We start from the raw sequence: 24377 nt of genomic DNA, 5'->3' as shown, positions 1-24377 counted from the left end.
CTCGCAGTCACCAGAACATAGGGTTGGGCATGCGACTGAGCACCGCAATCCTTCCTATTCACCGGTGGGGCCAAGGACAGAAGCTTTGGCAGAGAGCCGAAGCCCTCGGGTTTCACGCCTCCTACACCTACGACCACCTCTCCTGGCGCACATTCCGGGACGGGCCGTGGTTCGGGGCAGTGCCCACATTGACCGCAGCGGCGACGGCTACGCAGAGTATGCGGCTGGGTACTCTCGTAACCTCCCCGAACTTCCGGCACCCGGTGACCCTCGCCAAGGAGCTGATCACGCTCGACGACATCTCCGGCGGCCGGGTCACCCTCGGCATCGGCGCCGGCGGCACCGGTTTCGACGCCACGGCCCTCGGCCAGGACCCTTGGACGCCGAGGGAGCGCGCGGACCGCTTCGCCGAGTTCGTCCCGCTCCTCGACTGCCTCCTGACCCAGGACGCCGTCTCCTACGAGGGCGACTTCTACTCCGCCCACGAGGCCCGCAACATCCCCGGCTGCGTCCAGCGGCCCCGGCTGCCCTTCGCGGTGGCCGCGACCGGCCCACGTGGACTGCGGCTCGCCGCCCGCCACGGGCAGGCCTGGGTGACCACCGGTGACCCGAAGCTGTACGAGAACGGCACTCCCGAGCAGTCGGTTCAGGCCATTCGCGGGCAGGTGGAGAGGTTGTCCGACGCCTGCGCCGAGATCGGGCGGGACGTGGGTGCGATGGACAAGATCCTGCTCACCGGGTTCACCCCGGACCGGGCGACGCCCCTGGAGTCCCTCGGTGCCTTTGTGGACTTCGCGGGGCGCCATCGCGAGCTGGGCTTCACGGAGATCGTGATCCACTGGCCCATTCCGGGCTCGGACTTCGCCGCGGACGAGAAGGTCTTCGAGCAGATCGCCATGGAGGCGGTGGGCCAGCTCGGGTGAAGGTGACTCCGGGGACTGCTGAGGCCCGTCCGGGCCTGGTTCATGGGCGTTAACTACTCAGATGCGCACACTGCCGCACGGGCGTGCAGGCATATGCGGGACAATGGCGCGGTGACCTCAGCGACTCGACAGCCCGAGACCCCGGCCGCCGCTCTTCCGCCCCGGCTGATCGCCACCGATCTCGACGGCACCCTGCTGCGGGACGACAAGTCGGTCTCCCCGCGCACGGTCGCGGCCCTCGCCGCAGCCGAGGAGGCGGGCATCGAGGTCTTCTTCGTGACCGGCCGGCCCGCTCGCTGGATGGACGTCGTCAGCGACCACGTCCACGGCCACGGCCTGGCCATCTGCGGGAACGGCGCCGCGGTGGTCGACCTGCACGGCGGCCCCGGCGCCCACCGGTTCGTGAAGGTCCGCGAGCTGGCCCGGGAGAACGCCCTGGACGCCGTGCGCCTCCTGCGCGACGCGGCGCCCGGCACCATGTACGCCGTCGAGCAGACGTACGGCTTCCACCAGGAGCCGGACTACCCCAAGCTGCACATGGAGATCCCCGACACCCTGGCCCCGGCCGAGGAACTGCTCTCCGGGGAGAGCCCGAGCGCCGACGAACCGGTGCTCAAGATCCTCGCCTACCACCCCGACCTCGACCCGGACGCCTTCCTCACCCTGGCCCGCGTCGCCATCGGGGACCGCGCCAACGTCACCCGCTCCAGCCCCAGCGCCCTGCTGGAGATCAGCGGCCCCGGCGTCTCCAAGGCCAGCACGCTCGCCCTGTGCTGCGCCGAGCGCGGGATCTCCCACGAAGAGGTCGTGGCCTTCGGCGACATGCCCAACGACGTGGAGATGCTCACCTGGGCCGGACAGTCGTACGCGATGGGCAACGCCCACCCGGACGTCATCGCCGCCGCCTCCGGTCGGACCGTCGCCAACAACGACGACGGTGTGGCGGTCGTCATCGAGCGGCTGCTGTCCCTGCACGCCTGACCGGGGCTCGCGCGGTCAGCCCAGGGTCACGTCCCGGTCGGCCAGCCAGGCCGCCGGGTCCAGCGCCGACCCGGACTGCGGGGTGACCCGCACCTCGAAGTGCAGATGCGGGCCCGTGGAGTTACCGGTGCTGCCGGACTGCCCGATCCACTGCCCGGTGCTCACCCGCTCGCCCTGGTCGACGGCGACGGCCGCGAGATGGGCGTACTGCGTGTAGTAGCCGTTGGGGTGCTGGAGCACGATCTCGATGCCGAACGGTCCGCCGCAGGACACCCGCACCACGCGCCCCTCGCCCACCGCGCGCACCGGGGTGCCGATCGGCACCGCGAAGTCCTGCCCGGTGTGCCGCCGCGCCCACCGGTCCCCGCCGCTGCCGTAGGACGCGGACAGCTCGTAGGTCTCCACCGGCGCGACCCAGCGGCTGGCGAAGTGGGTCTCCGGCTGGTCGAGCCGGACGGCGCCCCGGCAGGCACCGGCCGCCACCGATGCCTCCGCGCGGCCCTGCAGCTCCTCGCGGGCCTCCTCCAGCTTGGCCTCGATGTCCTGCTTCAGCGAGGCGAGTTCGGTGCTGCGCCGGTCCAGCTCCCGCCAGGCCTCCTTGGCCATCTCCTCGTCGGCGGTGAGCCGCGCCTCGGCCCGGCGGTTCTTCTCGACGGCGTTGTTGACCGCCAGGTTGGTTCGGGAGAAGACATGCTGACCGCGCATCAGCTCCTCGGGGCTGTCGGCGAGGATGATCTGCGCCGTCACCGGCATCCCGCCGCCGTCGCGGTACTGGGCGCGGGCGATCCGGCCCAGGTCCTCGCGCAGGACGGCGATCTCCGCCCGCTGGCGGTCCAGCAGGGCCTCCAGCCGTTCGGCCTTCGCCCGCTGCTCGTCCGCGTCCCGCTGACCGGCCTCGTAGTGCCGGGTGGCGACGGCCGCCTCCTCGTACAGCTGTGTCACCTTCGCGCTGAGCGCGGAGTCGCCGTCCGTGGCGGCGGTCTCGGCGGTGTCGGAGGTGTCGTTCGTAGTGGCGGGGCGGGCCGCGAGCACGGCGCATGCGCACAGCAGCACCGGAACGAGCAGCGGATGACGGCGAAGTGAGCGCATGTCAGCGATCGTGTCCCCGTACCGGGTGCCCGGTCCTGTTCAAGGGGTACGGCTGGGGGAACGGTTGGTCCCAACGGGCCACGACGGCGTCGCCGCGGCGCGTCGCCCGCCGTTCAGTCCGGCACCCGCCACTCAGTACGGAGTCCGCCACTCAGTCCGGCGCCTGCCACTCGTGCGGTATCCCCGATCCACCACGGGGTCCGCCCCCGGTACGAGCTCCGGGCCCCAGTTCGGCGCCCGCCACCCAACACCGCGCCCGCCGTTCAGTCCGGCACCCGCCACTCAGTACGGAGTCCGCCTCTCAGTCCGGCGCCTGCCACTCGGTGCGGTATCCCCGATCCACCACGGGGTCCGCCCCCGGTACGAGCTCCGGGCCCCAGTTCGGCGCCCGCCACCCAACACCGCGCCCGCCCCTCAGTGCGGTGCCTGCCACACCACCGTCGTCCCGCCGCCGTTCTCCCCGATGCCGGCTTCGAGCCAGCTGTCGCCGCCCAGCGACTGGGCGCGTCGCTTGAGATTGCGCAGGCCGCTGCGCCGACCGCCCTCGGGGACGCCCACGCCGTCGTCGGCGACGGTCAGGCGCACGCCGGGAGTGCCGTCGGGAAGCTCGACGATCGCGTCGACGACGACCTCGATCCGGGACGCGTTCGCGTGCCGGAAGGCGTTGGAGAGCGCCTCACGCAGGGCGGCGAGGAGATTCTTGCCGGTCAGTTCGCCGACCAGGGTGTCGACGGGCCCGATGAAGCGGTGCCCGGGGCGGAAGCCGAGCGGCACGGCCGCCGTGGTGAGTTCGCGCAGCACCCGGGTGCGCAGGCTCGTGGCGGCCTCCGCCGGGTTCTGCTGGAGCGCGAAGATCGCGGTGCGGATCTCCTGGATGGTGGTGTCGAGTTCGTCGACCGCCTTGCCGACGCCCTCCCGCACCTCGGGCACGACCGACCGGCGCTGCGCGCTCTCCAGCATCATCCCGGTGGCGAACAGCCGCTGGATGACGAGGTCGTGCAGGTCGCGGGCGATCCGGTCGCGGTCCTCGTAGACCGCGAGCCGCTCCCGGTCGCGCTGGGCCTCGGCCATCATCAGCGCGAGCGCCGCCTGCGCGGCGAACTGCACCGCCAGCACCCGCTCGGCCCGCGTGAACGCCCGCTCCCCGCGCCCCCGCGCCATCACCAGTCCGCCCAGCACGCGGCCCTCGCTCTGCAGCGGCAGCATCATCGTCGGCCCCCACGCGCGGGCGAGCCGGGCCACGGCCTCCGGATCGGTGGCCGTGCGCGGATCCGTGGCCGCGTCCTGGAGGAACACCGCCCGCCCGTCGAGGATTTCGCGCACCAGCTCGTTCTCGGCCGGTACGACGGTGCCCAGCACCCTGCACGGCCGCTCGGCGGACACGGCGACGATCTCCAGGCCGTCCTCGTCGGCGGGCAGCAGCACCAGAGCGGCGGCCGAGTCGGACAGGCGGCGCGTCTGTTCGGCGACCACCTGGAGGGCGTCGTCGGTGTCCTGGCCCGACAGCAGCGCGGTGGTGACGGCGACCGAGCCGTCGATCCAGCGCTCGCGCTGCTGGGCCGCCTCGTACAGGCGGGCGTGGCCGATGGCGATCCCGGCCTCGGAGGCCAGGACGCGGACCAGGTCGAGGTCCTCCTCGCCGAACGGTCCGTCGCCGTGCTTCTCGGCCAGGTAGAGGTTCCCGAAGATCTCCCCCTGGACCCGGATCGGCACGCCCAGGAAGGTGCGCATCGGCGGGTGGTGGTCGGGGAAGCCGGAAAAGCGCGGATCCTTGGTCACGTCCTCGATCCGCAGCGGCACCGGGTCGTGGATCAGGGCGCCGAGCACACCGTGGTGGCCGTCGGGCCGCCGCCCGATGCGGCGCGCAGTCTCCTCGTCCACCCCGTAGTAAACGAAGTCCGAGAGCCCCTCGCCCTCCTCGTCGACCACCCCGAGGGCCGCGTACCGGGCGTCCGTGAGGGCGGCGGCGGTCTCGCAGATCCGGTCGAGGGTGGAGTGCAGCTCCAGCTCGCTGCCGACGGACCGCACCGCCTCCAGCAGCCGCAGCAGGCGCCCCGCCTGCGCGTCCGGCAGAGCGGGCGGCGGGGTGGGGAGACCGGGGGACTGTGACATGACCTGAGCCTAAGTACGCCGTTTTGTTCAGGAAACTCGGACGGGCTGCCCCGCCGACGCCAGGAGATCCGCCTGCTCCTCGCGCTCCACCATCGCCCGCAACGGCCCCTCCACGGCCGCCAGCTCGGCGAAGGAGCCGCGCTGGACCACCCGTCCCCGGTCGAGGACGACAACCTCGTCCACGGCGTCGAGACCGGCCAGCCGGTGCGTGATCAGCAGGGTTGTGCGGCCCTCGGTGGCGGCGAGCAGATCGCCGGTGAGCGCGTCGGCGGTGGGCAGGTCGAGATGCTCGGCGGGCTCGTCGAGCACCAGCACCGGGAAGTCGGCGAGCAGGGCGCGGGCCAGCGCCAGCCGCTGCCGCTGACCTCCGGAGAGCCGGGCGCCGTGCTCCCCGACCAGCGTGTCCAGCCCCTCGGGCAGCGCCTCGGCCCAGTCCAGCAGCCGGGCCCGCTTCAGGGCGTCCCGCAGTTCGTCCTCCGTGGCGCCCTTCCGGGCGAGCAGCAGGTTCTCGCGCACCGAGCTGTCGAAGAGGTGCGCGTCCTGGGCGCACAGCCCCACCAGCCTCCGTACGTCGTCCCCGGCGAGGGCGCGGGCGTCGACACCGCCGAGCGTGTACGTGCCCGCCCGCGCGTCCAGGAACCGCAGCAGCACCTGGGCCAGCGTCGTCTTGCCCGAGCCGGACGGCCCGACCACGGCGATCCGGCGGCCCTCCTCCAGGGTCAGGTCGAGCCCGGCGAGCGCGTCCCGGTCCTGTCCCGCGTACCGGGCGGCCAGGCCCTCGACGACGACCGGGAAGGGCGCGGCGGGCGCCTGCCGGGGCCGCTCCGGCTCGTGTACGGGCTCGGGGGCGTCCAGCACCTCGTACACCCGCTCCGCGCTGCGGCGCACCCGCTGGCGGTACTGGACGGCGAGCGGCAGCCCGAGGACCGCCTCGAAGGCAGCCAGCGGGGTCAGTACGACCACGGCCATGGCGACTCCGCTCAGCCGCCCGTCGGCGACGCCCTGGGCGCCCACGAGAGCGGCGGCCGCGACGGTCAGGCCGGAGATCAGCGCGGTGAGCCCGTCGCCGAGCGCGGTGGCGGTGGCGGCGCGCGAGGCGATCCGGGTGAGCGCGGCGTCGGCGCGGCGCGCTTCGGCGGTACGGGCGGGCAGGGCGCCGGCGACGGTCAGTTCGGCGGTGCCGGTGAGCAGATCCGTCACGCGGGTCGCCAGTACACCCCGGGCGGGGGCCAGCCGGTGTTCGGCGCGGCGGGCGACGGCGCCGGTGACGAGGGGGACTCCGACGCCGGCTGCCAGCAGGCCGACGGCGAGCACCGCGCCCGCCTCGGGCAGCAGCCAGGCCGTGAAGCCGACGGACACCGCGGACACCGCGGCGGCGGCCCCGGCGGGCAGCAGCCAGCGCAGCCAGTAGTCCTGGAGGGCGTCGACGTCGGCGACGAGCCGGGAGAGCAGGTCGCCGCGCCGGGTGGTACGCAGTCCGGCCGGGGCGAGCCGCTCCAGGCGCCGGTAGACGGCGACCCGGGTATCGGCGAGCATCCGCAGCACGGCGTCGTGCGAGACCAGCCGCTCGGCGTACCGGAAGACGGCGCGCCCGATACCGAAGGCGCGGGTCGCCGTGACGGCCATCATCAGGTAGAGCACGGGCGGCTGCTCGGAGGCGCGGGAGATCAGCCAGCCGGAGGTGGCCATCAGTCCGACGGCGCTGCCGAGGGCGAGGCTCGCGAGCAGCAGCGCGAGGGCGAGCCTGCCGCGCCGGGCGCCGGACATGGCCCGGACCCGGGCGAGGACGTCACGGCCGTCGGCGGGGGTGGCTGAGGCTTCCGCTGCCGGGGCTTCCGGCGCTGTGCCGGTCGCGGTGGGCACGGACTTCGGCTCCGCCGGGACGGGGGGCGGGGGGACGACCGGCTCCGCGGGGATTGGGTGTGGGGTGACGACCGGCTCCGCGGGGACCGGGTGTGGGGTGACGACCGGCTCCGCCGGAACCGGGTGCGTGGTGACCGCCGAATCCGCCGAGACCGAGTACGCGGCGACCACCGAATCCGCCGAGACCGAGTACGCGGGCACGACCGGCTCCGCCAGCCGCACCACACGGTCGGCCACCGAGAGCAGCGCCGGCCGGTGCACCACCAGCAGAACCGTGCGCCCGGCCGACAGGCGCCGTACCGTCGCCACGACCTCCGCCTCGGTGTGCCCGTCCAGCGCGGCCGTCGGCTCGTCCAGCAGCAGCACCGGCCGGTCGGCGAGGAACGCCCGCGCGAGCGCCAGCCGCTGCCGCTGCCCGGCGGACAGCCCGGCGCCGTCCTCGCCGAGCACGGTGTCGGCGCCCTCGGGGAGCGCGGACACGAACTCCAGCGCCCCGGCGTCCTCCAGGGCCCGTGTGACGGCGGTGTCGTCCGCATCGGGACGGGCCAGCCGTACGTTCTCGGCGATCGTCCCGGCGAACAGGTGGGGCCGCTGCGGCACCCACGCGATCCGTGACCGCCACTGCTCCAGGTCCAGTTCGGTGAGATCGGCTCCCCCGATCCGCACCCGTCCCTCGGCGGGCCGGACGAAGCCCAGCAGGACGTTCAGCAGCGTCGACTTGCCCGCCCCGCTCGGCCCGACCAGGGCCACGGTCTCGCCGGGTTCGACCGTGAAGGACACTCCCGACACGGCGTCCCCGGCGCGGCCGGGGTAGCGGACGGTGACGCCCTCGAAGGCCAGGGCGCCCGACGGGACCGGGGCACCGCCCGAGTCCGGCAGGGGCGTCTCCAGCACCTCGAAGATCTCCTCGGCCGCCGCCAGCCCCTCGGCCGCCGCGTGGTACTGCGCGCCGACCTGGCGCAACGGCAGATACGCCTCGGGCGCCAGCACCAGGATGACCAGGCCGGTGTAGAGGTCCATCTCGCCGTGCACGAGCCGCATGCCGATCGTGACGGCGACCAGGGCGACGGAGATCGTGGCCAGCAGCTCCAGAGCGAAGGAGGACAGGAAGGCGATCCGCAGGGTCCGCATCGTCGCCTGCCGGTACTCGCCGGTGATCCTGCGGATCGACTCGGCCTGCGCCTTGGCCCGGCCGAACACCTTCAGCGTCGGCAGCCCCGCCACGACGTCCAGGAAGTGCCCGGACAGCCGGGACAGCAGCCGCCACTGACGGTCCATCCGGGACTGCGTCGCCCAGCCGATCAGCACCATGAAGACGGGGATGAGCGGCAGGGTCCCGACGATGATGGCCGCCGAGACCCAGTCCTCGGTGACGATCCTCGCCAGCACCGCCACCGGCACCACCACCGCGAGCCCGAGCTGCGGCAGATAGCGCGAGAAGTAGTCGTCCAGGGCATCGACCCCGCGGGTGGCGAGCGCGACCAGCGACCCCGTCCGCTGTCCGGCCAGCCATCCCGGGCCGAGCGCGGGGGCGCGTTCCAGCAGCCGCCCGCGCAGCTCGGACTTGACCGCCGCGCTCGCCCGGTGGGCGGCCAGCTCGGTCAGCCAGCCGACGACCGCCCGCCCTGCCGCCACCGCCGCCAACAACAGCAGGGGAGTGCGCAGCTCGGCGACGGACATGCCCTGCTGGAACGCGCCCACCACCGTCTCGGCGATCAGCATCGCCTGCGCGACGACCAGCAGGGCCCCCATGACGCCCAGGCCGACCACGGCCACCAGGAAGATCCGGGTGGCGCGGGCGTACCGGAGCAGTCGGGGATCGATTGGTTTCACGTGAAACACACCTCAATGCACGGATTCAGCGATGTGCTGCGTACCGATGCGCTTGCGGAACACCCAGTAGGTCCAGCCCTGGTAGAGCAGGACGATCGGCGTGGCGATCACCGCGCACCACGTCATGATCGTCAGGGTGTACCCGCTCGACGAGGCGTTGGTGACCGTCAGGCTCCACTCCTCATTGAGCGTGGACGGCATGACGTTCGGGAAGAGCGTCAGGAACAGCATGGCCACCGCGGCCACGATGGTCACGCCCGACAGGGCGAACGCCCAGCCCTCACGGCCGGCCTGATTGGCCACCAGCGCCGCGACCAGCGCGGCCACGGCCACCACCAGCGCGACCAGGCTCTGGCCGTCGCCGTTGTCGACCTGCGTCCACAGGAGGAAGACCAGCGCGCACACGGCCGTGGCCAGACCGACCATGAGCGCCAGCTTCCGCGCCCGCTCCCGGATGTCCCCGACGGTCTTCAGCGCCACGAACACCGCGCCGTGGAAGGTGAACAGCGTCAGCGTCACCAGGCCGCCGAGCAGGGCGTACGGGTTGAGCAGATCCCAGAGGTTCCCCACATACTCGAAGTCCTGGTCGATCTTCACGCCGCGGACGATGTTGCCGAAGGCCACACCCCACAGGAACGCCGGGACCAGCGAGGACCAGAAGATGGCGGTCTCCCAGTTGCGCTGCCAGTGTTCCTCGGACCGCTTGGCGCGGTACTCGAAGGCGACGCCCCGCACGATCAGACAGATCAGGATGATCAGCAGGGGCAGGTAGAACCCGGAGAAGAGGGTCGCGTACCACTCGGGGAAGGCGGCGAAGGTGGCGCCGCCGGCGGTCAGCAGCCAGACCTCGTTGCCGTCCCAGACGGGGCCGATGGTGTTGATCAGCACCCGCTTCTCGGTGCGGTCGCGGGCCAGCAGCCGGGTGAGGATGCCGACCCCGAAGTCGAAGCCCTCCAGGAAGAAGTAGCCGGTCCACAGGACGGCGATCAGGACGAACCAGACGTCGTGCAGTTCCATGACTGTGCAGCTCCCTCGGCCTAGTACGAGAAGGCCATCGGCTTGTCGGCGTCACGGGGGTCGCCGCCGATCTTCGTGGGCGGGTTGAGGTCGGCCTCGGTGAGTTCGGGCGGTCCTGCCTTGACGTACTTCACCAGCAGCTTGACCTCGATCACGGCGAGGATCGCGTAGAGCGCGGTGAAGATGATCATCGAGGTGAGGACCTCGCCCTGGGAGACGCCGGGGGAGACCGCGTCGCGGGTGCGCAGCACGCCGTAGACGACCCACGGCTGGCGGCCCATCTCGGTGAAGATCCAGCCCCAGGAGTTGGCGATCAGCGGGAAGGCCAGTGTCCAGATCGCGATGCGCCAGTACCACGTGGTCAGCTTCGGGCCGAGGGCCTTGTTCGGGAGCAGCGCCAGATGCGGCACCTCGTCGTCACCGACCCTGAGGTGCTGCGGCAGCATGAACTTCTTCCGGGTCAGCCACAGACCCAGCAGACCGATGGCGAAGGACGTCATACCGAAGCCGATCATCCAGCGGAAGCCCCAGTAGGCGACCGGGATGTTGGGCCGGTAGTCGCCGGGCCCGAACTGCTCCTCCTCCAGCTTCTGGATGTCGTTGATGCCGGGCACGAAGGAGCTGAAGTCGTCCTTGGCCAGGAAGGACAGCAGACCCGGAATCTCTATGGCGACCTTGTTGTGGCCCTCGTCGACATCGCCGTAGGCGAAGACGGAGAACGGCGCGGGTGCCTCGCCGTCCCACAGGGCCTCGGCGGCAGCCATCTTCATCGGCTGCTGCTCGTACATGATCTTGCCGAGCACATCGCCGCTGACCGCGGTGAGCAGACCGCCGATCGTGACCGTGACCAGGCCGAGCCGCAGCGAGGTCTTCATCTCGCGGATGTGCTTCTTGCGCAGCAGGTGGAAGGCGGAGATGCCGACCATGAAGGCGCCACCGGTGAGGAAGGCGGCGGAGAGCGTGTGGAAGACCTGGGCCAGCGCGGTGTTCTGGGTCAGCACCAGCCAGAAGTCGGTGAGTTCGGCCCGGCCCCGCTCCTCGTTGATGCGGTAGCCGACCGGGTGCTGCATCCAGGAGTTGGCGGCGAGGATGAAGTAGGCCGACAGGATCGTGCCGATCGACACCATCCACATACAGGCGAGGTGGATCTTCTTCGGCAGCCTGTCCCAGCCGAAGATCCACAGCCCGATGAAGGTGGACTCGAAGAAGAACGCGATCAGGGCCTCGAAGGCGAGCGGGGCGCCGAAGACATCACCGACGAAGCGCGAGTAGTCGGACCAGTTCATGCCGAACTGGAACTCCTGCACGATGCCGGTGACCACACCCATCGCGATGTTGATCAGGAAGAGCTTGCCCCAGAACTTGGTGGCCCTGAGGTACTTCTCCTTCTCCGTGCGCACCCAGGCGGTCTGCAGGCCGGCCGTCAGGGCGGCGAGCGAGATCGTCAGGGGGACGAACAGAAAGTGGTAGACGGTGGTGATGCCGAACTGCCATCGCGCCAGAGTCTCCGGCGCCAGAGCCAGATCCACGTGTCAGTCTCCTTACTTCGGCGCGAACACTGCCGTGATCTATCCCCCGAACATCCCGCGCATCACGGGACCACCCCGGCATGCTTGTGAACGCGTTCACATTCACAAGCAATTATGACGCACTGATTTTCGTCACTCGCAGGGGGTCCCCTTAGTGCCGTCGGGGTCGGATCCTCGCCGACAGGCCCTTGACGACAGCCCCCTGGCGGCAGCCCACGACGACAGACCCTTGCCGCCAGGCCCTTGGCGGCACCTTCAACATATTGTTGAATTACTCGCCATGCAGATACGGATCTCCTGGCCCGCGGGAAACCTCACCGCGACCCTCGACGACGACAGCCCGACCACCCAGGCCCTCGCCAAGGCCCTGCCCCTCACCTCCACCGCCCGCACCTGGGGCGAGGAGGTGTACTTCGACACCGAGGTCTCGGTTCCACGTGAAACCGGCGCCCGGCAGATCGTGGAACCGGGCACCGTGGCCTTCTGGACGGACGGCGACGCGCTCGCCCTCCCCTACGGGCCCACACCGATCTCGCGAGGCGACGAATGCCGCCTCGCGAGCCCGTGCAATGTCCTGGGCCGCCTCGACGGCGACCCCCGCCTCCTCGCGACCGTACGCAACGGTGACCCCGTCCGGGTCGAGGAGATGACCGACTAGAGCTCCATGACCAGAACTCCCTGACCGGAGCTCGCCGGCTCAGAGCTCCTTGCGGAAGTCCTCCGCGACCTTCAGGAAGATGTCGTTCGCCTCGGTCTCACCGATCGTCACGCGAACGCCTTCACCCGCGAACGGCCGGACCACCACACCGTGCCGCTCACAGGCGCCGGCGAAGTCCACCGTGCGCTCCCCCAGCCGCAGCCACACGAAGTTGGCCTGGGTCTCCGGCACCGTCCAGCCCTGGGCGCGCAGCGCGTCGACCACGCGCGTGCGCTCGCCGACCAGCGAGCCGACCCGGCCCAGCAGTTCGTCCTCGGCCCGCAGCGAGGCCACCGCCGCGTCCTGCGCGAGCTGGCTCACCCCGAACGGCACCGCGGTCTTGCGCAGCGCCGCCGCGACCGGCTCGTGCGCGATGGCGAAGCCGACCCTCAGGCCCGCGAGCCCGTACGCCTTGGAGAAGGTGCGCAGGACGCAGACGTTCGGCCGGTCCCGGTAGATCTCCACGCCGTCCGGCACCTCGGGGTCGCGGATGAACTCGCGGTACGCCTCGTCCAGCACCACCAGCACGTCACCGGGCACCCGGTCCAGGAACCGCTCCAGTTCGGGGCGCTTCACGACCGTGCCGGTGGGGTTGTTGGGGTTGCAGACGAAAATCAGCCGCGTCCGCTCGGTGATGGCGTCGGCCATGGCGTCCAGGTCGTGCACATCACCGGGCGTCAGCGGCACCCGTACCGAGGCCGCGCCGCTGATCTGCGTGATGATCGGGTACGCCTCGAAGGACCGCCAGGCGTAGATGACCTCGTCGCCGGGGCCGGCGGTGGCCTGGAGCAGCTGCTGGGCGACGCCGACCGAGCCGGTGCCGGTGGCCAGGTGGGAGACCGGAACCCCGAAGCGCTCGGAGAGCTCGTTCATCAGGCCCGTGCAGGCCATGTCCGGGTAGCGGTTGAAGGAGGAGGCCGCGGCGGTCACGCTCTCCATCACGCCGGGCAGCGGCGGGTAGGGGTTCTCGTTGGAGGACAGCTTGTAGGCGACCGGCCCGCCGGCCGCGGCGGGCTTGCCCGGCTTGTAGGTGGGGATACCCTCCAGCTCGGCGCGCAGCTTGGGGCTTGTCTCGCTCACCGCAGTCCTCCTCGCGACAACCGGCGGCATCCTCGCCCCCGGCTTTCCAATGCTTCTCACCTTATGAGGATTCGGCCCTCCTGCGTACAGGTGAGGCAGGACCTCCTCCGTCACACCGGCATCACGGGCATCACACCGCAAGCTGTACGAATCGGGGGGCGCGCTCTACATATATCTATGCGCCGGTGGCTCGCGCCGTGGCGCGCATCCCTCGTGAAGGTGAGTTGAGACCTCTTCGAAACATCGGGAACTTGGCAGGCCTGCGCGCGCCGACAAGTCACGTATTGCCATGGGAGCGCTTAACTCCCTTGCAATCCAAGGCATTTGGCGCTTGGTGACCATGCAGAAACGTGCCTGTCAACGCCTGCATATGCGTCCGCACTACCCCACCTGATGAGCCCTACTATCGGCTCGCCATGACAGCAGCAGGGAAGCACCAGGTGAGCCGCGCGGAGACCGCCCGCCGGGGCAACAGGCCGGGGCGGGCGGGTATCAGAGACGTCGCCGCCGCAGCCGGAGTCTCCATCACGACCGTCTCCGACGCCCTCAACGGCAAGGGCCGGCTCCCCGACGCCACCCGACGCCACGTCCGTGAAGTCGCCGACCGGCTGGGCTACCGCCCGTCGGCCGCGGCCCGAACCCTCCGTACCGGCAAGTCAGGACTCATCGGCCTGACCGTGACGACATACGGGGATGAACCTTTCACCTTCACCGAGTTCGCCTACTTCGCCGAGATGGCCAGGGCCGCCACCTCCGCCGCGCTCGCCCGCGGCTACGCCCTGGTCATCCTGCCCGCGACCTCCCGCCACGACGTGTGGTCCAACGTCGCCCTGGACGGAACCGTGGTGATCGACCCGTCCGACCAGGACCCGGTCGTCAGCGAACTGGTCCGGCAGGGCTTACCGGTCGTCTCCGACGGCCGCCCCGTCGGCTCGCTGCCGGTCACCGCCTGGGTCGACAACGACCACGAGGCCGCCGTCCTCGGCATCCTCGACCACCTCGCCGACGCCGGCGCCCGCCGCATCGGCCTACTCACCGGCACCACCACGGACACGTACACCCACCTGTCCACCACCGCCTACCTGCACTGGTGCGAGCGGGTCGGCCAGGACCCCGTGTACGAGGCGTACCCGGCGCACGACCCCTGCGCGGGAGCCGTCGCCGCCGACCGGCTGCTGGCCCGCCCCGACCGCCCGGACGCCGTCTACGGGCTGTTCGACCCCAACGGCACCGACCTGCTCGCCGCCGCCCGGCGCTACGGGCTGCGCGTCCCGGACGACCTGCTGCTGGTCTGCTGCAGCGAGTCCACGGTCTACGCCAACACCGAGCCACCCATCACCACGCTCTCGCTCAAACCGCGCCGGATCGGCACGGCCGTGGTGCAGCTGCTCATCGACGCGATCGAGGGGGTCGAATCGGACCAACCGGTCGAGCAGGTGATACCTACCGAGCTGATCGTCCGTACCTCGTCCCAGCGACGTCCCCCGCGGACGACCGTCAGCCCGCCCCGGTCACCCGAGGAGCGGTAGAACAGGGCCGGAGACGGGCGGTAGAAGCCCTGCCCAATCGGGGCGAAAGCCGCGGTGAACCAGAGCCCTGTTCTGATTCACCACCCCTGGGTCATCACATGGCGCGATCTGCATTCCTATGATGGGCCCACGACACCGCGGGCCGCTGCGACCAGGCAGTCCGAAGCGGTGCAGATGCGGCGCGATGGTGGAGGGGTCTGATGACTCAGGGGGCCGGTCAGGGACCCGAGGTGGAGCGGACGGCGACGTTGCGCGACTTCCGGGTGCCCGCGTACGTCCACGAGACCGGTCCGTACGGCCAGCCCGCCCATCCCCACGCCCCCGCCTCGCCCCCCGCCCCGCACGGCACTCCGGCCGACCCGCACGGCGGACACCCGGGCGGCATCGCCCCGCCCCCGTCGGCCCAGGAGGCCTACCCGGAGGGGTACACCCCCACCCAGCGCGACCTGCCCGTCATCAACCGCCGCGGCGACACGCTCCAGGTCACCGTCGAGCCCATGCCCGCCCCGGCCCCCCAGCGGGCCGACGGACCCGGACCACTGTTCGTCGTCGGCGACGTCCACGGCTACCTCGACGAACTGATCGCCGCCCTCCAGGCGAAGGGCCTGATCGACGCGGCGGGCAACTGGTGCGCGGGCACCGCCCGGCTGTGGTTCCTCGGCGACTTCACCGACCGCGGCCCCGACGGCATCGGCGTCATCGACCTCGTCATGCGGCTGTCCGCCGAGGCCGCCGCGGCCGGCGGCTACTGCAAGGCCCTCATGGGCAACCACGAGCTGCTGCTGATCGGCGCCAAGCGGTTCTCCGACACCCCCGTCAACTCCGGCGCGGGCACCGCCACCTTCCAGGCGGCCTGGCTGCTCAACGGCGGCCAGAAGACCGACATGGACCGCCTCCAGGACCATCACCTGCAGTGGATGGCCCGCCTGGACGCCATGGAGGAGGTCGACGGGCATCTGCTCGTCCACTCCGACACCACCGCCTACCTGGACTACGGCCGCTCCATCGAGGAGGTCAACGACACCGTCCGGGAAACCCTCACCCGTAACGACGCGGACGAGTGCTGGGACCTGTTCCGCAAGTTCACCAAGCGCTTCTCCTTCCGCGACGAGGGCGGCTCCGACGCCGTACGCTCCCTGCTCGATACGTACGGCGGCACCCGGATCGTTCACGGCCACAGCCCGATCCCCTATCTGCTGGGCGAGGTCGGCTCCGAGGACGGCGAGGACAACGGCGGCCCGGTCGTCGAGGGACCGCACGTCTACGCCGACGGTCTGGCCATCGCGATGGACGGCGGCGTGACCATGGCCGGGAAACTACTGGTCCAACAACTCCCGCTGGACAACTGAATCTTCACCGGGCACACCCGTCCCCGGCCGGAAGCGCCGGGGACGATGCAGGCCAGGGCCCAATTTCTGCAAACCCCCTGTCACCGTGTGCCGTCACCGCTCTACCATCGGCTTATCCGTAGCAGGCTCCCCTCCGTTTCTGCCCGACGGCTCGTTGCCATGCGCGAGCCCCAAGCCCTACGGAGCATCGGGGGATGCACATGAACAGCGTTCCGCAGCACCTGCACAGTGAGGACCGCCAAGAGTACGAGCGGCTCCTCGACGAGGCGCTGCGCTCCGCACCCACTCGCCCTGAACTGGCCGCTGTCGGACAGCGGCTCAACACCGAACAGCTGCGCACCATGGCGCTCAACGCCTCCGCGATCATCACGGCGGCAGCGGCGACCGAGTACCAGCACTATGTGAAGGTCCGCGAGGAACTGCGCCATCCGGCGCCGTCCACCCCGTCCGTGCGGGAATCCGGCTCCAGTGAGCCGACATCCGGCGCGATGGGGCTCGCCGCCACCATGGGAGAGGCCACCGCCGAGACCGCCGGCGCGGGTGTCGTCGCCGTCGCGGCCGTCCTCACCCCTGTCCTCGCCGGAATCGCCGCGGCGATCTTCCTGCTCGTCGGCTACATCCTGAAGATGCTGAACCCCGAGCCGGCGTTCGCCCAGACCATGCTCACCACCGGCTGGGTGTTCGGCGCCGTGACGGCGGTCGCGATCCTCGTCGCCGCCATCGGGCTGCTGCTCACCGCACTGCGCAACCGCCCGGCGACGGACGGTGCCTACGGGGAGATGCACGGTGAGGTGGCCAGGGCCAGGGAGGCATGGCGGGAAGCCCTGCTGGAACGGGGCATCGTGCCGTTCCTGCGGGACGCCCTCGCCGACCCCGGCACCGCCGTCGCCCTGCCCCGCACCGCCCCCACGGCGCCGACCAGCCGAATCCCCCACCTCGGCTACGACCGCCCGGGATTCAGCAGCCCCGGCGAAGGTCCCGCCTCGGGTTCCCGTCCGAGCTTCACCAGCCCGGACTACACCAGCCCGGATTACGGGGGCCCGGAACACCAGCCGGAGTGACCCTGGTCCCTCGGCTTGCGCCCCCACGAGGGGACGCAAGCCGATCGTCAGGGGTGGCTCCGCTCAGAGGATGCCGGCGCTGCGTGCTGCGACCGTCCAGCTCGGGAACTCCGACAGCAGACGGTCGTACAGCTCCTGGTCGGGGACGGTGCTGATGTCGTCCACGGCGAAGAAGCCGACGTTGTCGACGCGGCGGCCGGGCAGGGTGTCGAAGCGCTCCAGCACACCGTAGTTGGACTTGCCGAGCCCCACGAACTGCCAGAAGATCGGCTCCTCGACGGCCGCGCGCAGCTCCTTCTCGATCTGGGCATTGCGGTAGATGCCGCCGTCGGAGAAGAACAGCACCAGGGTGGGCGCGGGCACCGGCGTCTTGCGGACATAGTCACGGACCTCGGCGATGACCTTCTGCTCCTCGTTCTGGATCCCGACCGCGCGCATGTCGACCTGGCCCTCCACCAGGCCCTTCTTCCGCTTCCTGCCACCGAAGAGGCTGAGCTCACCGCAGCGCACGTGCAGCCGGGTCCACTCCGGCAGCTCACCGATGCGGAAGTCCGGCAGCCGGGCCGGATTCGAGGCGAAGGTCCACGCCTGCATCTCCCCGTCGTCGTCCAACTGCGCGGCCACGGCGGCCATCCGCTCGACTACGTCGGCGACGACGCCCTTGGAGTACAGGAACGACATGGACCCGGAGGCGTCCAGCACGAGAATGACGCGGGCGGTGATCCCCTCCGCCCCGTGCTTGCGGAGACTGACGGCGACCTGCTTCTTCCGGAGATCGAGCCGCTTGCGCATGTCGACCGGGAGCCGTTCCTCGTCCTTGCTGAGGTTGGGGGAGGGGGCGGCGGGAGCGGGAGGTGTCACCGGAGCCGCTGGTACCGGAGCCGGAGCCACGGCCGCCGCTGGGGCGGCCTGGGCCTGGGCTGGGGCCTCCTCCTCGTCCACGGTGATACCGAAGTCGGTCGCCAGCCCGGCCAGCCCCGAGGCATACCCCTGCCCGACGGCCCGGAACTTCCACTTCCCCTGCCGCAGATAGAGCTCCCCGCCGATGAAGGCGGTCTCGGTGCTCGCCTCCATGACGAAGTGAGCGATCTCGGCCCTGGTCCCTTCATCGACCAGCCTGAGTCTGAGCCCCGGCACCTGCCCGAAGGTGCCCCCGTCGGCCGAGGCACACAGAACGATCCGCTCAACGGCGGGCTCCAGCCCCCCGAAGTCAACGGTGAGGGTGTCGGTAACAGTGCCCGCATCCCGCTGCTTCCCCAGATGACTCACAGCCTGGGAGGCGTGCTGCGGCTGGTTGTAGAAAACGAAGTCCCCGTCGTCCCGCACCCGCCCCGCCGCGGTGAGCAGCAGCGCCGAAGCATCCACATCGGGCACCCCCGGCCCCTCCGACCAGGTCAACTCCACACGTACGGCCGCGGCATCCACAGCCAGATTGGCGCCCTTGCTCAGTGCTGTCATGGAATCAGTGTGCCGACTGATCACGTTCTGCCGGAAGGGACGCGGTGAGCCGCAGCAGCGCTTCCCCCGAGGCCTACAGCTGGACGAGCCGCGGCCGCAGGGCGAGCCCCGCCTCGGTCAGCGTGGCCCGCTCGGGCTGGGGAGGACGTCAAGCGATCGACAACCCCTTCGGGGTGTCCGAGTCGCCCCCGGCCACCGCCCGGGGCAGGCGTTTCACGTGAAACGTCACCCTCGAACGGTTGGCCGGGACACTCGGAACTCAGTCCGCGAGCGGCAGATACACCCGATTCCCCGCCGCCGCGAACTCCTTCGACTTCTGAGCCATGCCCTCCTCGATCTCCTCCGGCGTACCACCGTGCTGACGGCGGATGTCCTGGGAGATCTTCATCGAACAGAACTTCGGGCCGCACATGGAGCAGAAGTGGGCCGTCTTGGCGGGCTCCGCCGGGAGGGTTTCGTCGTGGAACTCACGGGCCGTGTCCGGGTCGAGGGCCAGGTTGAACTGGTCCTCCCAGCGGAACTCGAAGCGGGCGTCCGACAGTGCGTCGTCCCACTCCTGGGCACCCGGGTGGCCCTTGGCGAGGTCGGCCGCGTGGGCGGCGATCTTGTAGGTGATGACGCCGGTCTTGACGTCGTCACGGTTGGGCAGGCCCAGGTGCTCCTTGGGCGTGACGTAGCAGAGCATCGCCGTGCCCCACCAGGCGATCATCGCGGCGCCGATGCCGGAGGTGATGTGGTCGTAGGCCGGTGCCACATCCGTCGTCAGCGGGCCGAGCGTGTAGAACGGCGCCTCCTCGCAGATCTCCTGCTGAAGGTCGATGTTCTCCTTGATCTTGTGCATCGGGACATGGCCCGGACCCTCGATCATGGTCTGCACGTTGAAGCTCTTGGCGATGCGGTTGAGCTCGCCGAGCGTCCTCAACTCCGCGAACTGTGCCTCGTCGTTGGCGTCCGCGATCGACCCGGGCCGCAGGCCGTCGCCGAGGGAGTACGTCACGTCGTAGGCGGCCAGGATCTCGCAGAGCTCCTCGAAGTTCTCGTACAGGAAGCTCTCCTTGTGGTGCGCGAGGCACCACGCGGCCATGATCGAGCCGCCGCGCGAGACGATGCCGGTCTTGCGGTTGGCGGTCAGCGGCACGTACGGCAGGCGGACGCCCGCGTGGACGGTCATGTAGTCCACGCCCTGCTCGGCCTGCTCGATGACCGTGTCCTTGTAGATCTCCCAGGTCAGTTCCTCGGCCTTGCCGTCGACCTTCTCCAGGGCTTGGTAGAGCGGCACCGTGCCGATGGGCACAGGGGAGTTGCGCAGCACCCACTCGCGCGTGGTGTGGATATTGCGGCCGGTGGAGAGGTCCATGACCGTGTCGGCGCCCCAGCGGGTCGCCCAGGTCATCTTCTCCACCTCCTCCTCGATGGAGGAAGTCACCGCGGAGTTGCCGATGTTGGCATTGACCTTCGCCAGGAACCGCTTGCCGATGATCATCGGCTCGATCTCCGGGTGATTGACGTTCGCGGGCAGCACCGCCCGCCCCGCCGCGATCTCCTCGCGCACCACCTCGGGCGAGACGTTCTCCCGGATGGCCACGTACTCCATCTCGGGCGTGATCTCCCCTCGGCGTGCGTACGCGAGCTGGGTAACCGCGCTGCCGTCACGGCTGCGGCGCGGCAGCCGGGGCCTTCCCGGGAAGACCGCGTCGAGGTTGCGCAGATTGCCGCCGCGCGGCGAGGTGTGCTTGATCCCGTCGTCCTCGGGGCGGACGGGACGGCCCGCGTACTCCTCGGTGTCCCCGCGGGCGATGATCCAGTTCTCCCGCAGCGGGGCCAGGCCCCGGCGGACGTCGGTCTCGACGGTTGGATCGGTGTACGGGCCCGAGGTGTCGTACAGCGTGACCGACTGCCCGTTGGTGAGATGCACCTGACGGACCGGCACTCGCAGATCGGGGCGCGAGCCCTCGATGTACCCCTTGTGCCAGCCGATGGACTTCCCGGCCTCCTGCGCCTTCTCGTCCTGGCTGGAGGCAGGCGTGCGTACGTCCTTGATGGTCATGAGACCTACTCCCTACGCCGGCATTACCCGGTAACAGGTTCGGCGGTCGACGCAGCGGTATCCGTCTGCCGATGCCCCGTGGGCAACATCACTGTCGTGGTGATGTTCCACGTGAAACATCGCTGGGACGGAGGTCAGCGCCCTCTCAGCCCGGTGCTCCGAGCTCCCGCGTGTACAAAGGTGCCCCCACGCTAGCGTCAATTCGGGCGCGGTGACCAGGGGGCCTCTGTCGTTCTTGCGATGATCGGGCGGTGACCTCGATGCATGAACCCCCGCTTCCGCCGCCCGGTCCGCCCCGTACCCGCGGCGGCACCGAAGCGCCAGGCGACGGCCACAGGCATCCGCAGGGACACGGGCACGGGCCAGGACACGGGCATTCCCACGCTCACGCCCACGGTCCGGCCGCTCCGGTCTCCAAGCACCTGCGCAAGGTGATCGCGGCCGTCCTCATCCCGTTCGCCGCCGCCGTGGTGGTCGGGCTCGCCGTACTGTGGCCGGGCGGTGCGCCCGGGCACGAGCGCACCGGGGTCGGCTTCGACCGCCAGACCCAGCAGGCCACGGTCACCCAGGTCGAGAAGGTCAGCTGCTCCTCGGTGAACGCCTCCGGGGTCCCGCCGACCGGTGACACCTCCACGGCCGAGGGCTCCTCGGCGCAGCAACAGGCCGACGGCACCTGCGAGAAGGCGACGATCCGGGTCGACACCGGCAAGGACAAGGGCCGCACCTTCACCGAGATCGTGCAGCCCGACCAGTCCCGGAAACTGAGCGAGGGCCAGGAGGTCATCGTCGCCTACGAGCCCTCGGCGCCGAAGGACCTCCAGTACGCGGTCACCGACGTCAACCGCCGGGTGCCGATGATCGTGCTCGCCGGTATCTTCGCGCTCGCCGTGGTGCTGGTGGGGCGGATGCGCGGAGTCATGGCGCTGATCGCGCTGGCGGTCAGCTTCCTGGTGCTGACCCTGTTCATCCTCCCGGCCATCCTCCAGGGGTCGAACCCGTTGCTCGTGGCGGTCGTCGGGTCGAGCGCGATCATGCTGATCGCCCTGTACATGTGCCACGGGCTGTCGGCGCGAACATCCGTGGCGGTGCTCGGCACGCTGATGTCGCTGCTGCTGATCGGCGTCCTCGGTTCCGTCTTCATCGACTGGGCCGCGCTCACCGGCAACACGGACGACAACACCGGCCTGATCCACGGGCTGTACCCGGAGATCGACATGAGCGGTCTGCTGCTGGCCGGCATCATCATCGGCTCGCTCGGTGTGCTCGACGATGTGACGGTCACCCAGACCTCGGCCGTCTGGGAGCTGCACGAGGCCAACCCAGCGCTGGGCCGGCGCGGGCTCTACCGCGCCGCCATCCGGATCGGCCGCGACCACATCGCATCGGTGGTCAACACCCTGGTCCTCGCCTACGCGGGCGCCGCGCTGCCACTGTTGCTGCTGTTCACGATCGCGGAGAGCAGTGTGGGCACGGTTGCCACGAGTGAGCTGGTGGCGGAGGAGATCGTGCGCACGCTGGTCGGCTCGATCGGCCTGGTCGCCTCGGTGCCGCTGACGACGGCGCTGGCCGCGCTGGTGGTCTCGGCGGACCGGCCGGAGGGGCAACTCGCGACGGCCGAAGGCCGATCGGCTCCCGCGCGTCCCACGACCGGCGCCCAGCCGGCCCCGGCACGCGGAGGGCGGGGGCGCCGCCGCAAGCGGTGACGCGTCTGCGAGGGCGCTCGCAGTGCGGGTGCCCTCAAGCTGCGGACGCCCTCCCCCGGAAGAAGCGTTCCTGCACGGCACCCTCCGCCGAAGCCGAGACGTTACGGCAGGGCGTCCCACGGCTCCTGCCGTAACGCTTCACCCCGCGCTCTGTTCCTCGGCCAGGATGCGGTCCAGGGCCTCGTCGAGGCTGGCGTCGAAGTCGGACAGCGCGGCCTCCTGCCCCAGCGGCACCAGCTTGTCCGTACGGTCGAGGAAGGCGATGAGCGGTGCAGAGGAGGACCGGAACAGCGCGTGGTCCCCGCCGACCTGAAGCCGGATCAGCACATCGCCGAGGCTGTCGGGGTCGGCCGGGGCGACCCGCACATCGCCCTCACCGCACGGGCGGCCCACCCCGTCGATCAGCAGCTCCCGCCCGAACGCCCAGGTCACCGGGGCGTCCCCGGGCAGATGGAAGGTCAGCCGCACGGCATAGGGATCAGAGGTCTCGTACCGCAGCTCCACCGGAATGCGGAAGGAGAGCTCCTCGGAGACGAGGAAGCTCATCATGACCTCTGCCTGTACGGACTCGCGCATCGCCTACCCCGTCATCTGCCGTCGTATCGGCCAGGAATGATCCGCCTGACACTGAGGGAATCTTGCTGAACGTACACAGGAGATCACAAGGAGTGAGTTTTCAGATGCTGATAGAGATCGCGAGCGACCCCAGATGTCGCCCGATCTCGCCTTGCAACTGCCGGGCTGCGGCCATCAGGCGGTCGGTCTGATGACGCGGTACGGAGATCGCCATGGTCGCCGCTGTTGTACCCACAGTGATCGGAATGGCGGCGCACACCGTGCCCAGCGCGTACTCCTGACGCTCGGTCACCAGCTCCATGCGCTGCATCCGGTCCAGCCGCCGGAGCAGGGTGCGGTCGGTCCCCACGGTGTACGGGGTGAGGGGCTGCACCGGATAGCGCTCCAGATGGTCCCGGCGCGAGCCCTCGTCCAACTGAGCCAGCAGGCACTGACCGATGGCGTGCGCGTGCCCGGTCTCCCGGAAGTCGGCCCATTCCTCGACGGCAGGATTGCCGGGGGTGTCGGAGACGCACATGACCTCGATCTCGCCGTCGCGGTACATCGCGTAGTACACGGGCACACCGATGGCGTCCCGCCAGTGGGCGAGCGCGTCGGCGACCGCGCTGCGACGTTTCTGCTGTGCTCCGCTGCTGCCCAGCCGCTCGGCCGCCTCCCCGAGGAAGAACAGCCCCTTGTCACGTCGTAGATAGCCCTCGTGGACCAGGGTGCGCAGCAGGTGGTAGGCGGTCGGCAGGGCGAGGCCCGTCTCACGGGCCAACTGCTTGGCGGGAGCGCCGTGTTCGTGCTCGGCGACGGATTCCAGCAGGCGCATGGCGCGCTGCACGGAACCGATGAGGGTCGCGGAGTGCGCGCCGCCGGAGGGATGGGCGGGCGCGGGGTCCTGCGGTGTCGGCTGGGCCGGGGGGCGGGCGCAGGTGCCGGTGCCGGGGTAGGGGGCCCGGGCGGACGCTCGGGCTGCGTGGGTTTCGGAGAGGGCGGTGTCAGCCGTGGCCAAGGGTCACTCCCGAAGCGCGAGGGGGCAGCCCGTGCGGGGAAACACGGGTGGGGGTGTACGCCGCTCGCGGGGTCGTCCCCGCGTCGATTTCCCGGACTCTATTCGTCCATCAGCGCTCGTAGACGGCCTGCCCGCGAAACTTCCCTCGCCCGAGGGAACCGGTGATTCTGGTTACCGTCCACCGGTGCCCGCGGTGTCGCTCAGAAGTCCCCGCGCGAGGAGGAGCTCGACGTGAACTTCCGTACGACGTAGACAAGTCCGCCGACCAGGGCCACGAAGACCAGCACCTTGAACAGCAGCCCGATGACGAAGGTGACCACGCTGGCTATCAGCCCGCCGAACACGACCAGGGCGATGACCGGCACCGCGATCCACTTGACCCACCACGGCAGTCCCGCGAAGAACTCACCCATCGTCCTCGTCCTTACCTCTTTTGCCCGTCGCAGTGCCGGGTCCTGTGGGACGGTTCCGCGCTGTGACCGCGGAGCCGTCTTTCTTGCCTGCTTCGATGCTAGGGCGGCGGAGGGGACCGG

General features: G+C 70.5%; 18 protein-coding genes. 7 read left to right on the top strand and 11 right to left on the bottom strand.

Annotated elements, in window-relative coordinates; genetic code table 11:
• The first annotated feature begins 23 nt into the window (after positions 1–23).
• Together ACZ7L7_RS16435 and ACZ7L7_RS16430 are read left to right on the top strand one after the other, a co-directional pair.
• Positions 24–923, top strand: coding sequence for an LLM class flavin-dependent oxidoreductase (locus ACZ7L7_RS16435; protein ID WP_472076188.1), 900 nt, complete (start codon positions 24–26; stop codon positions 921–923).
• Between the two features lie 93 nt (positions 924–1016).
• Positions 1017–1904 carry a Cof-type HAD-IIB family hydrolase gene (locus ACZ7L7_RS16430; RefSeq protein WP_471432501.1) on the top strand — a complete coding sequence of 296 codons (888 nt, stop codon included), beginning with the start codon at positions 1017–1019 and terminating at the stop codon, positions 1902–1904.
• 15 nt (positions 1905–1919) lie between these two features.
• Here the strand turns inward: ACZ7L7_RS16430 and ACZ7L7_RS16425 are convergent, their stop codons facing one another.
• The 5 genes from ACZ7L7_RS16425 to ACZ7L7_RS16405 all read right to left on the bottom strand — a co-directional run bounded on the left by ACZ7L7_RS16425 (position 1920) and on the right by ACZ7L7_RS16405 (position 11347).
• Positions 1920–2993 (bottom strand): M23 family metallopeptidase, encoded by a 1074-nt coding sequence (locus ACZ7L7_RS16425; RefSeq protein WP_472076186.1) that lies wholly within the window; start codon positions 2991–2993, stop codon positions 1920–1922.
• Positions 2994–3407: 414 nt separating this feature from the next.
• Complete coding sequence (locus tag ACZ7L7_RS16420) at positions 3408–5105, bottom strand: sensor histidine kinase (protein ID WP_472076184.1); 1698 nt, start codon at positions 5103–5105, stop codon at positions 3408–3410.
• A gap of 27 nt (positions 5106–5132) precedes the next feature.
• Entirely contained in the window at positions 5133–8801 is a 3669-nt protein-coding gene (cydD, locus tag ACZ7L7_RS16415) for a thiol reductant ABC exporter subunit CydD (protein WP_472076182.1), read from the bottom strand.
• 12 nt (positions 8802–8813) lie between these two features.
• Complete coding sequence (gene cydB / locus ACZ7L7_RS16410; RefSeq protein ID WP_453600030.1) at positions 8814–9818, bottom strand: cytochrome d ubiquinol oxidase subunit II; 1005 nt, start codon at positions 9816–9818, stop codon at positions 8814–8816.
• 20 nt (positions 9819–9838) lie between these two features.
• Complete coding sequence (locus ACZ7L7_RS16405) at positions 9839–11347, bottom strand: cytochrome ubiquinol oxidase subunit I (RefSeq protein ID WP_453600027.1); 1509 nt, start codon at positions 11345–11347, stop codon at positions 9839–9841.
• Between the two features lie 280 nt (positions 11348–11627).
• On the opposite strand from ACZ7L7_RS16405, the gene ACZ7L7_RS16400 reads away from it, so the two are divergent.
• Positions 11628–12005 carry a cyclophilin-like fold protein gene (locus ACZ7L7_RS16400; RefSeq protein WP_471432694.1) on the top strand — a complete coding sequence of 126 codons (378 nt, stop codon included), beginning with the start codon at positions 11628–11630 and terminating at the stop codon, positions 12003–12005.
• A gap of 39 nt (positions 12006–12044) precedes the next feature.
• Here the strand turns inward: ACZ7L7_RS16400 and hisC are convergent, their stop codons facing one another.
• Positions 12045–13124 carry a histidinol-phosphate transaminase gene (gene hisC, locus ACZ7L7_RS16395; protein ID WP_285514472.1) on the bottom strand — a complete coding sequence of 360 codons (1080 nt, stop codon included), beginning with the start codon at positions 13122–13124 and terminating at the stop codon, positions 12045–12047.
• A gap of 416 nt (positions 13125–13540) precedes the next feature.
• Between hisC and ACZ7L7_RS16390 the strand changes: the two genes are divergently transcribed.
• The 3 genes from ACZ7L7_RS16390 to ACZ7L7_RS16380 all read left to right on the top strand — a co-directional run bounded on the left by ACZ7L7_RS16390 (position 13541) and on the right by ACZ7L7_RS16380 (position 17063).
• On the top strand, positions 13541–14653 hold the full coding sequence (locus ACZ7L7_RS16390; protein ID WP_093722677.1) for a LacI family DNA-binding transcriptional regulator: 1113 nt from the start codon (positions 13541–13543) through the stop codon (positions 14651–14653).
• Between the two features lie 200 nt (positions 14654–14853).
• Complete coding sequence (locus ACZ7L7_RS16385) at positions 14854–16002, top strand: metallophosphoesterase family protein (RefSeq protein ID WP_285514471.1); 1149 nt, start codon at positions 14854–14856, stop codon at positions 16000–16002.
• Positions 16003–16196: 194 nt separating this feature from the next.
• Complete coding sequence (locus ACZ7L7_RS16380) at positions 16197–17063, top strand: hypothetical protein (RefSeq protein WP_285514470.1); 867 nt, start codon at positions 16197–16199, stop codon at positions 17061–17063.
• 63 nt (positions 17064–17126) lie between these two features.
• Here ACZ7L7_RS16380 and ACZ7L7_RS16375 read toward each other — a convergent pair whose 3' ends face one another.
• Positions 17127–18521, bottom strand: a complete 1395-nt coding sequence (locus ACZ7L7_RS16375) for a VWA domain-containing protein (RefSeq protein WP_472076179.1) — start codon at positions 18519–18521, stop codon at positions 17127–17129.
• A 259-nt stretch (positions 18522–18780) separates the two neighbouring features.
• Entirely contained in the window at positions 18781–20568 is a 1788-nt protein-coding gene (gene thiC / locus ACZ7L7_RS16370) for a phosphomethylpyrimidine synthase ThiC (RefSeq protein WP_472076177.1), read from the bottom strand.
• A gap of 260 nt (positions 20569–20828) precedes the next feature.
• On the opposite strand from thiC, the gene ACZ7L7_RS16365 reads away from it, so the two are divergent.
• Positions 20829–22271 (top strand): YibE/F family protein, encoded by a 1443-nt coding sequence (locus ACZ7L7_RS16365; protein WP_472076214.1) that lies wholly within the window; start codon positions 20829–20831, stop codon positions 22269–22271.
• 138 nt (positions 22272–22409) lie between these two features.
• On the opposite strand, the gene ACZ7L7_RS16360 is transcribed toward ACZ7L7_RS16365, so the two are convergent.
• The 3 genes from ACZ7L7_RS16360 to ACZ7L7_RS16350 all read right to left on the bottom strand — a co-directional run bounded on the left by ACZ7L7_RS16360 (position 22410) and on the right by ACZ7L7_RS16350 (position 24257).
• Positions 22410–22847, bottom strand: coding sequence for an SsgA family sporulation/cell division regulator (locus ACZ7L7_RS16360; protein ID WP_093722670.1), 438 nt, complete (start codon positions 22845–22847; stop codon positions 22410–22412).
• Between the two features lie 100 nt (positions 22848–22947).
• Complete coding sequence (locus ACZ7L7_RS16355; protein WP_453600011.1) at positions 22948–23844, bottom strand: IclR family transcriptional regulator; 897 nt, start codon at positions 23842–23844, stop codon at positions 22948–22950.
• A 200-nt stretch (positions 23845–24044) separates the two neighbouring features.
• Positions 24045–24257, bottom strand: coding sequence for a DUF5326 family protein (locus ACZ7L7_RS16350; RefSeq protein ID WP_093722669.1), 213 nt, complete (start codon positions 24255–24257; stop codon positions 24045–24047).
• Positions 24258–24377 lie beyond the last annotated feature (120 nt).

The organism is Streptomyces sp. NPDC110618, assembly GCF_055657065.1.
Note: the sequence above shows the minus strand (reverse complement) of the source record. Positions and strands in the feature narration are given on the sequence as shown.

What these genes read in the sequence shown, in the direction of transcription:
- ACZ7L7_RS16430 (WP_471432501.1), top strand. Translation starts at nt 1,017, where the DNA reads ATGCGGGACAATGGCGCGGTGACCTCAGCGACTCGACAGCCCGAGACC.
- ACZ7L7_RS16425 (WP_472076186.1), bottom strand. Translation starts at nt 2,993, where the DNA reads ATGCGCTCACTTCGCCGTCATCCGCTGCTCGTTCCGGTGCTGCTGTGC.
- ACZ7L7_RS16420 (WP_472076184.1), bottom strand. Translation starts at nt 5,105, where the DNA reads ATGTCACAGTCCCCCGGTCTCCCCACCCCGCCGCCCGCTCTGCCGGAC.
- cydB (WP_453600030.1), bottom strand. Translation starts at nt 9,818, where the DNA reads ATGGAACTGCACGACGTCTGGTTCGTCCTGATCGCCGTCCTGTGGACC.
- ACZ7L7_RS16400 (WP_471432694.1), top strand. Translation starts at nt 11,628, where the DNA reads ATGCAGATACGGATCTCCTGGCCCGCGGGAAACCTCACCGCGACCCTC.
- ACZ7L7_RS16390 (WP_093722677.1), top strand. Translation starts at nt 13,541, where the DNA reads ATGACAGCAGCAGGGAAGCACCAGGTGAGCCGCGCGGAGACCGCCCGC.
- ACZ7L7_RS16385 (WP_285514471.1), top strand. Translation starts at nt 14,854, where the DNA reads ATGACTCAGGGGGCCGGTCAGGGACCCGAGGTGGAGCGGACGGCGACG.
- ACZ7L7_RS16380 (WP_285514470.1), top strand. Translation starts at nt 16,197, where the DNA reads ATGCACATGAACAGCGTTCCGCAGCACCTGCACAGTGAGGACCGCCAA.
- ACZ7L7_RS16375 (WP_472076179.1), bottom strand. Translation starts at nt 18,521, where the DNA reads ATGACAGCACTGAGCAAGGGCGCCAATCTGGCTGTGGATGCCGCGGCC.
- thiC (WP_472076177.1), bottom strand. Translation starts at nt 20,568, where the DNA reads ATGACCATCAAGGACGTACGCACGCCTGCCTCCAGCCAGGACGAGAAG.
- ACZ7L7_RS16365 (WP_472076214.1), top strand. Translation starts at nt 20,829, where the DNA reads ATGCATGAACCCCCGCTTCCGCCGCCCGGTCCGCCCCGTACCCGCGGC.
- ACZ7L7_RS16360 (WP_093722670.1), bottom strand. Translation starts at nt 22,847, where the DNA reads ATGCGCGAGTCCGTACAGGCAGAGGTCATGATGAGCTTCCTCGTCTCC.
- ACZ7L7_RS16350 (WP_093722669.1), bottom strand. Translation starts at nt 24,257, where the DNA reads ATGGGTGAGTTCTTCGCGGGACTGCCGTGGTGGGTCAAGTGGATCGCG.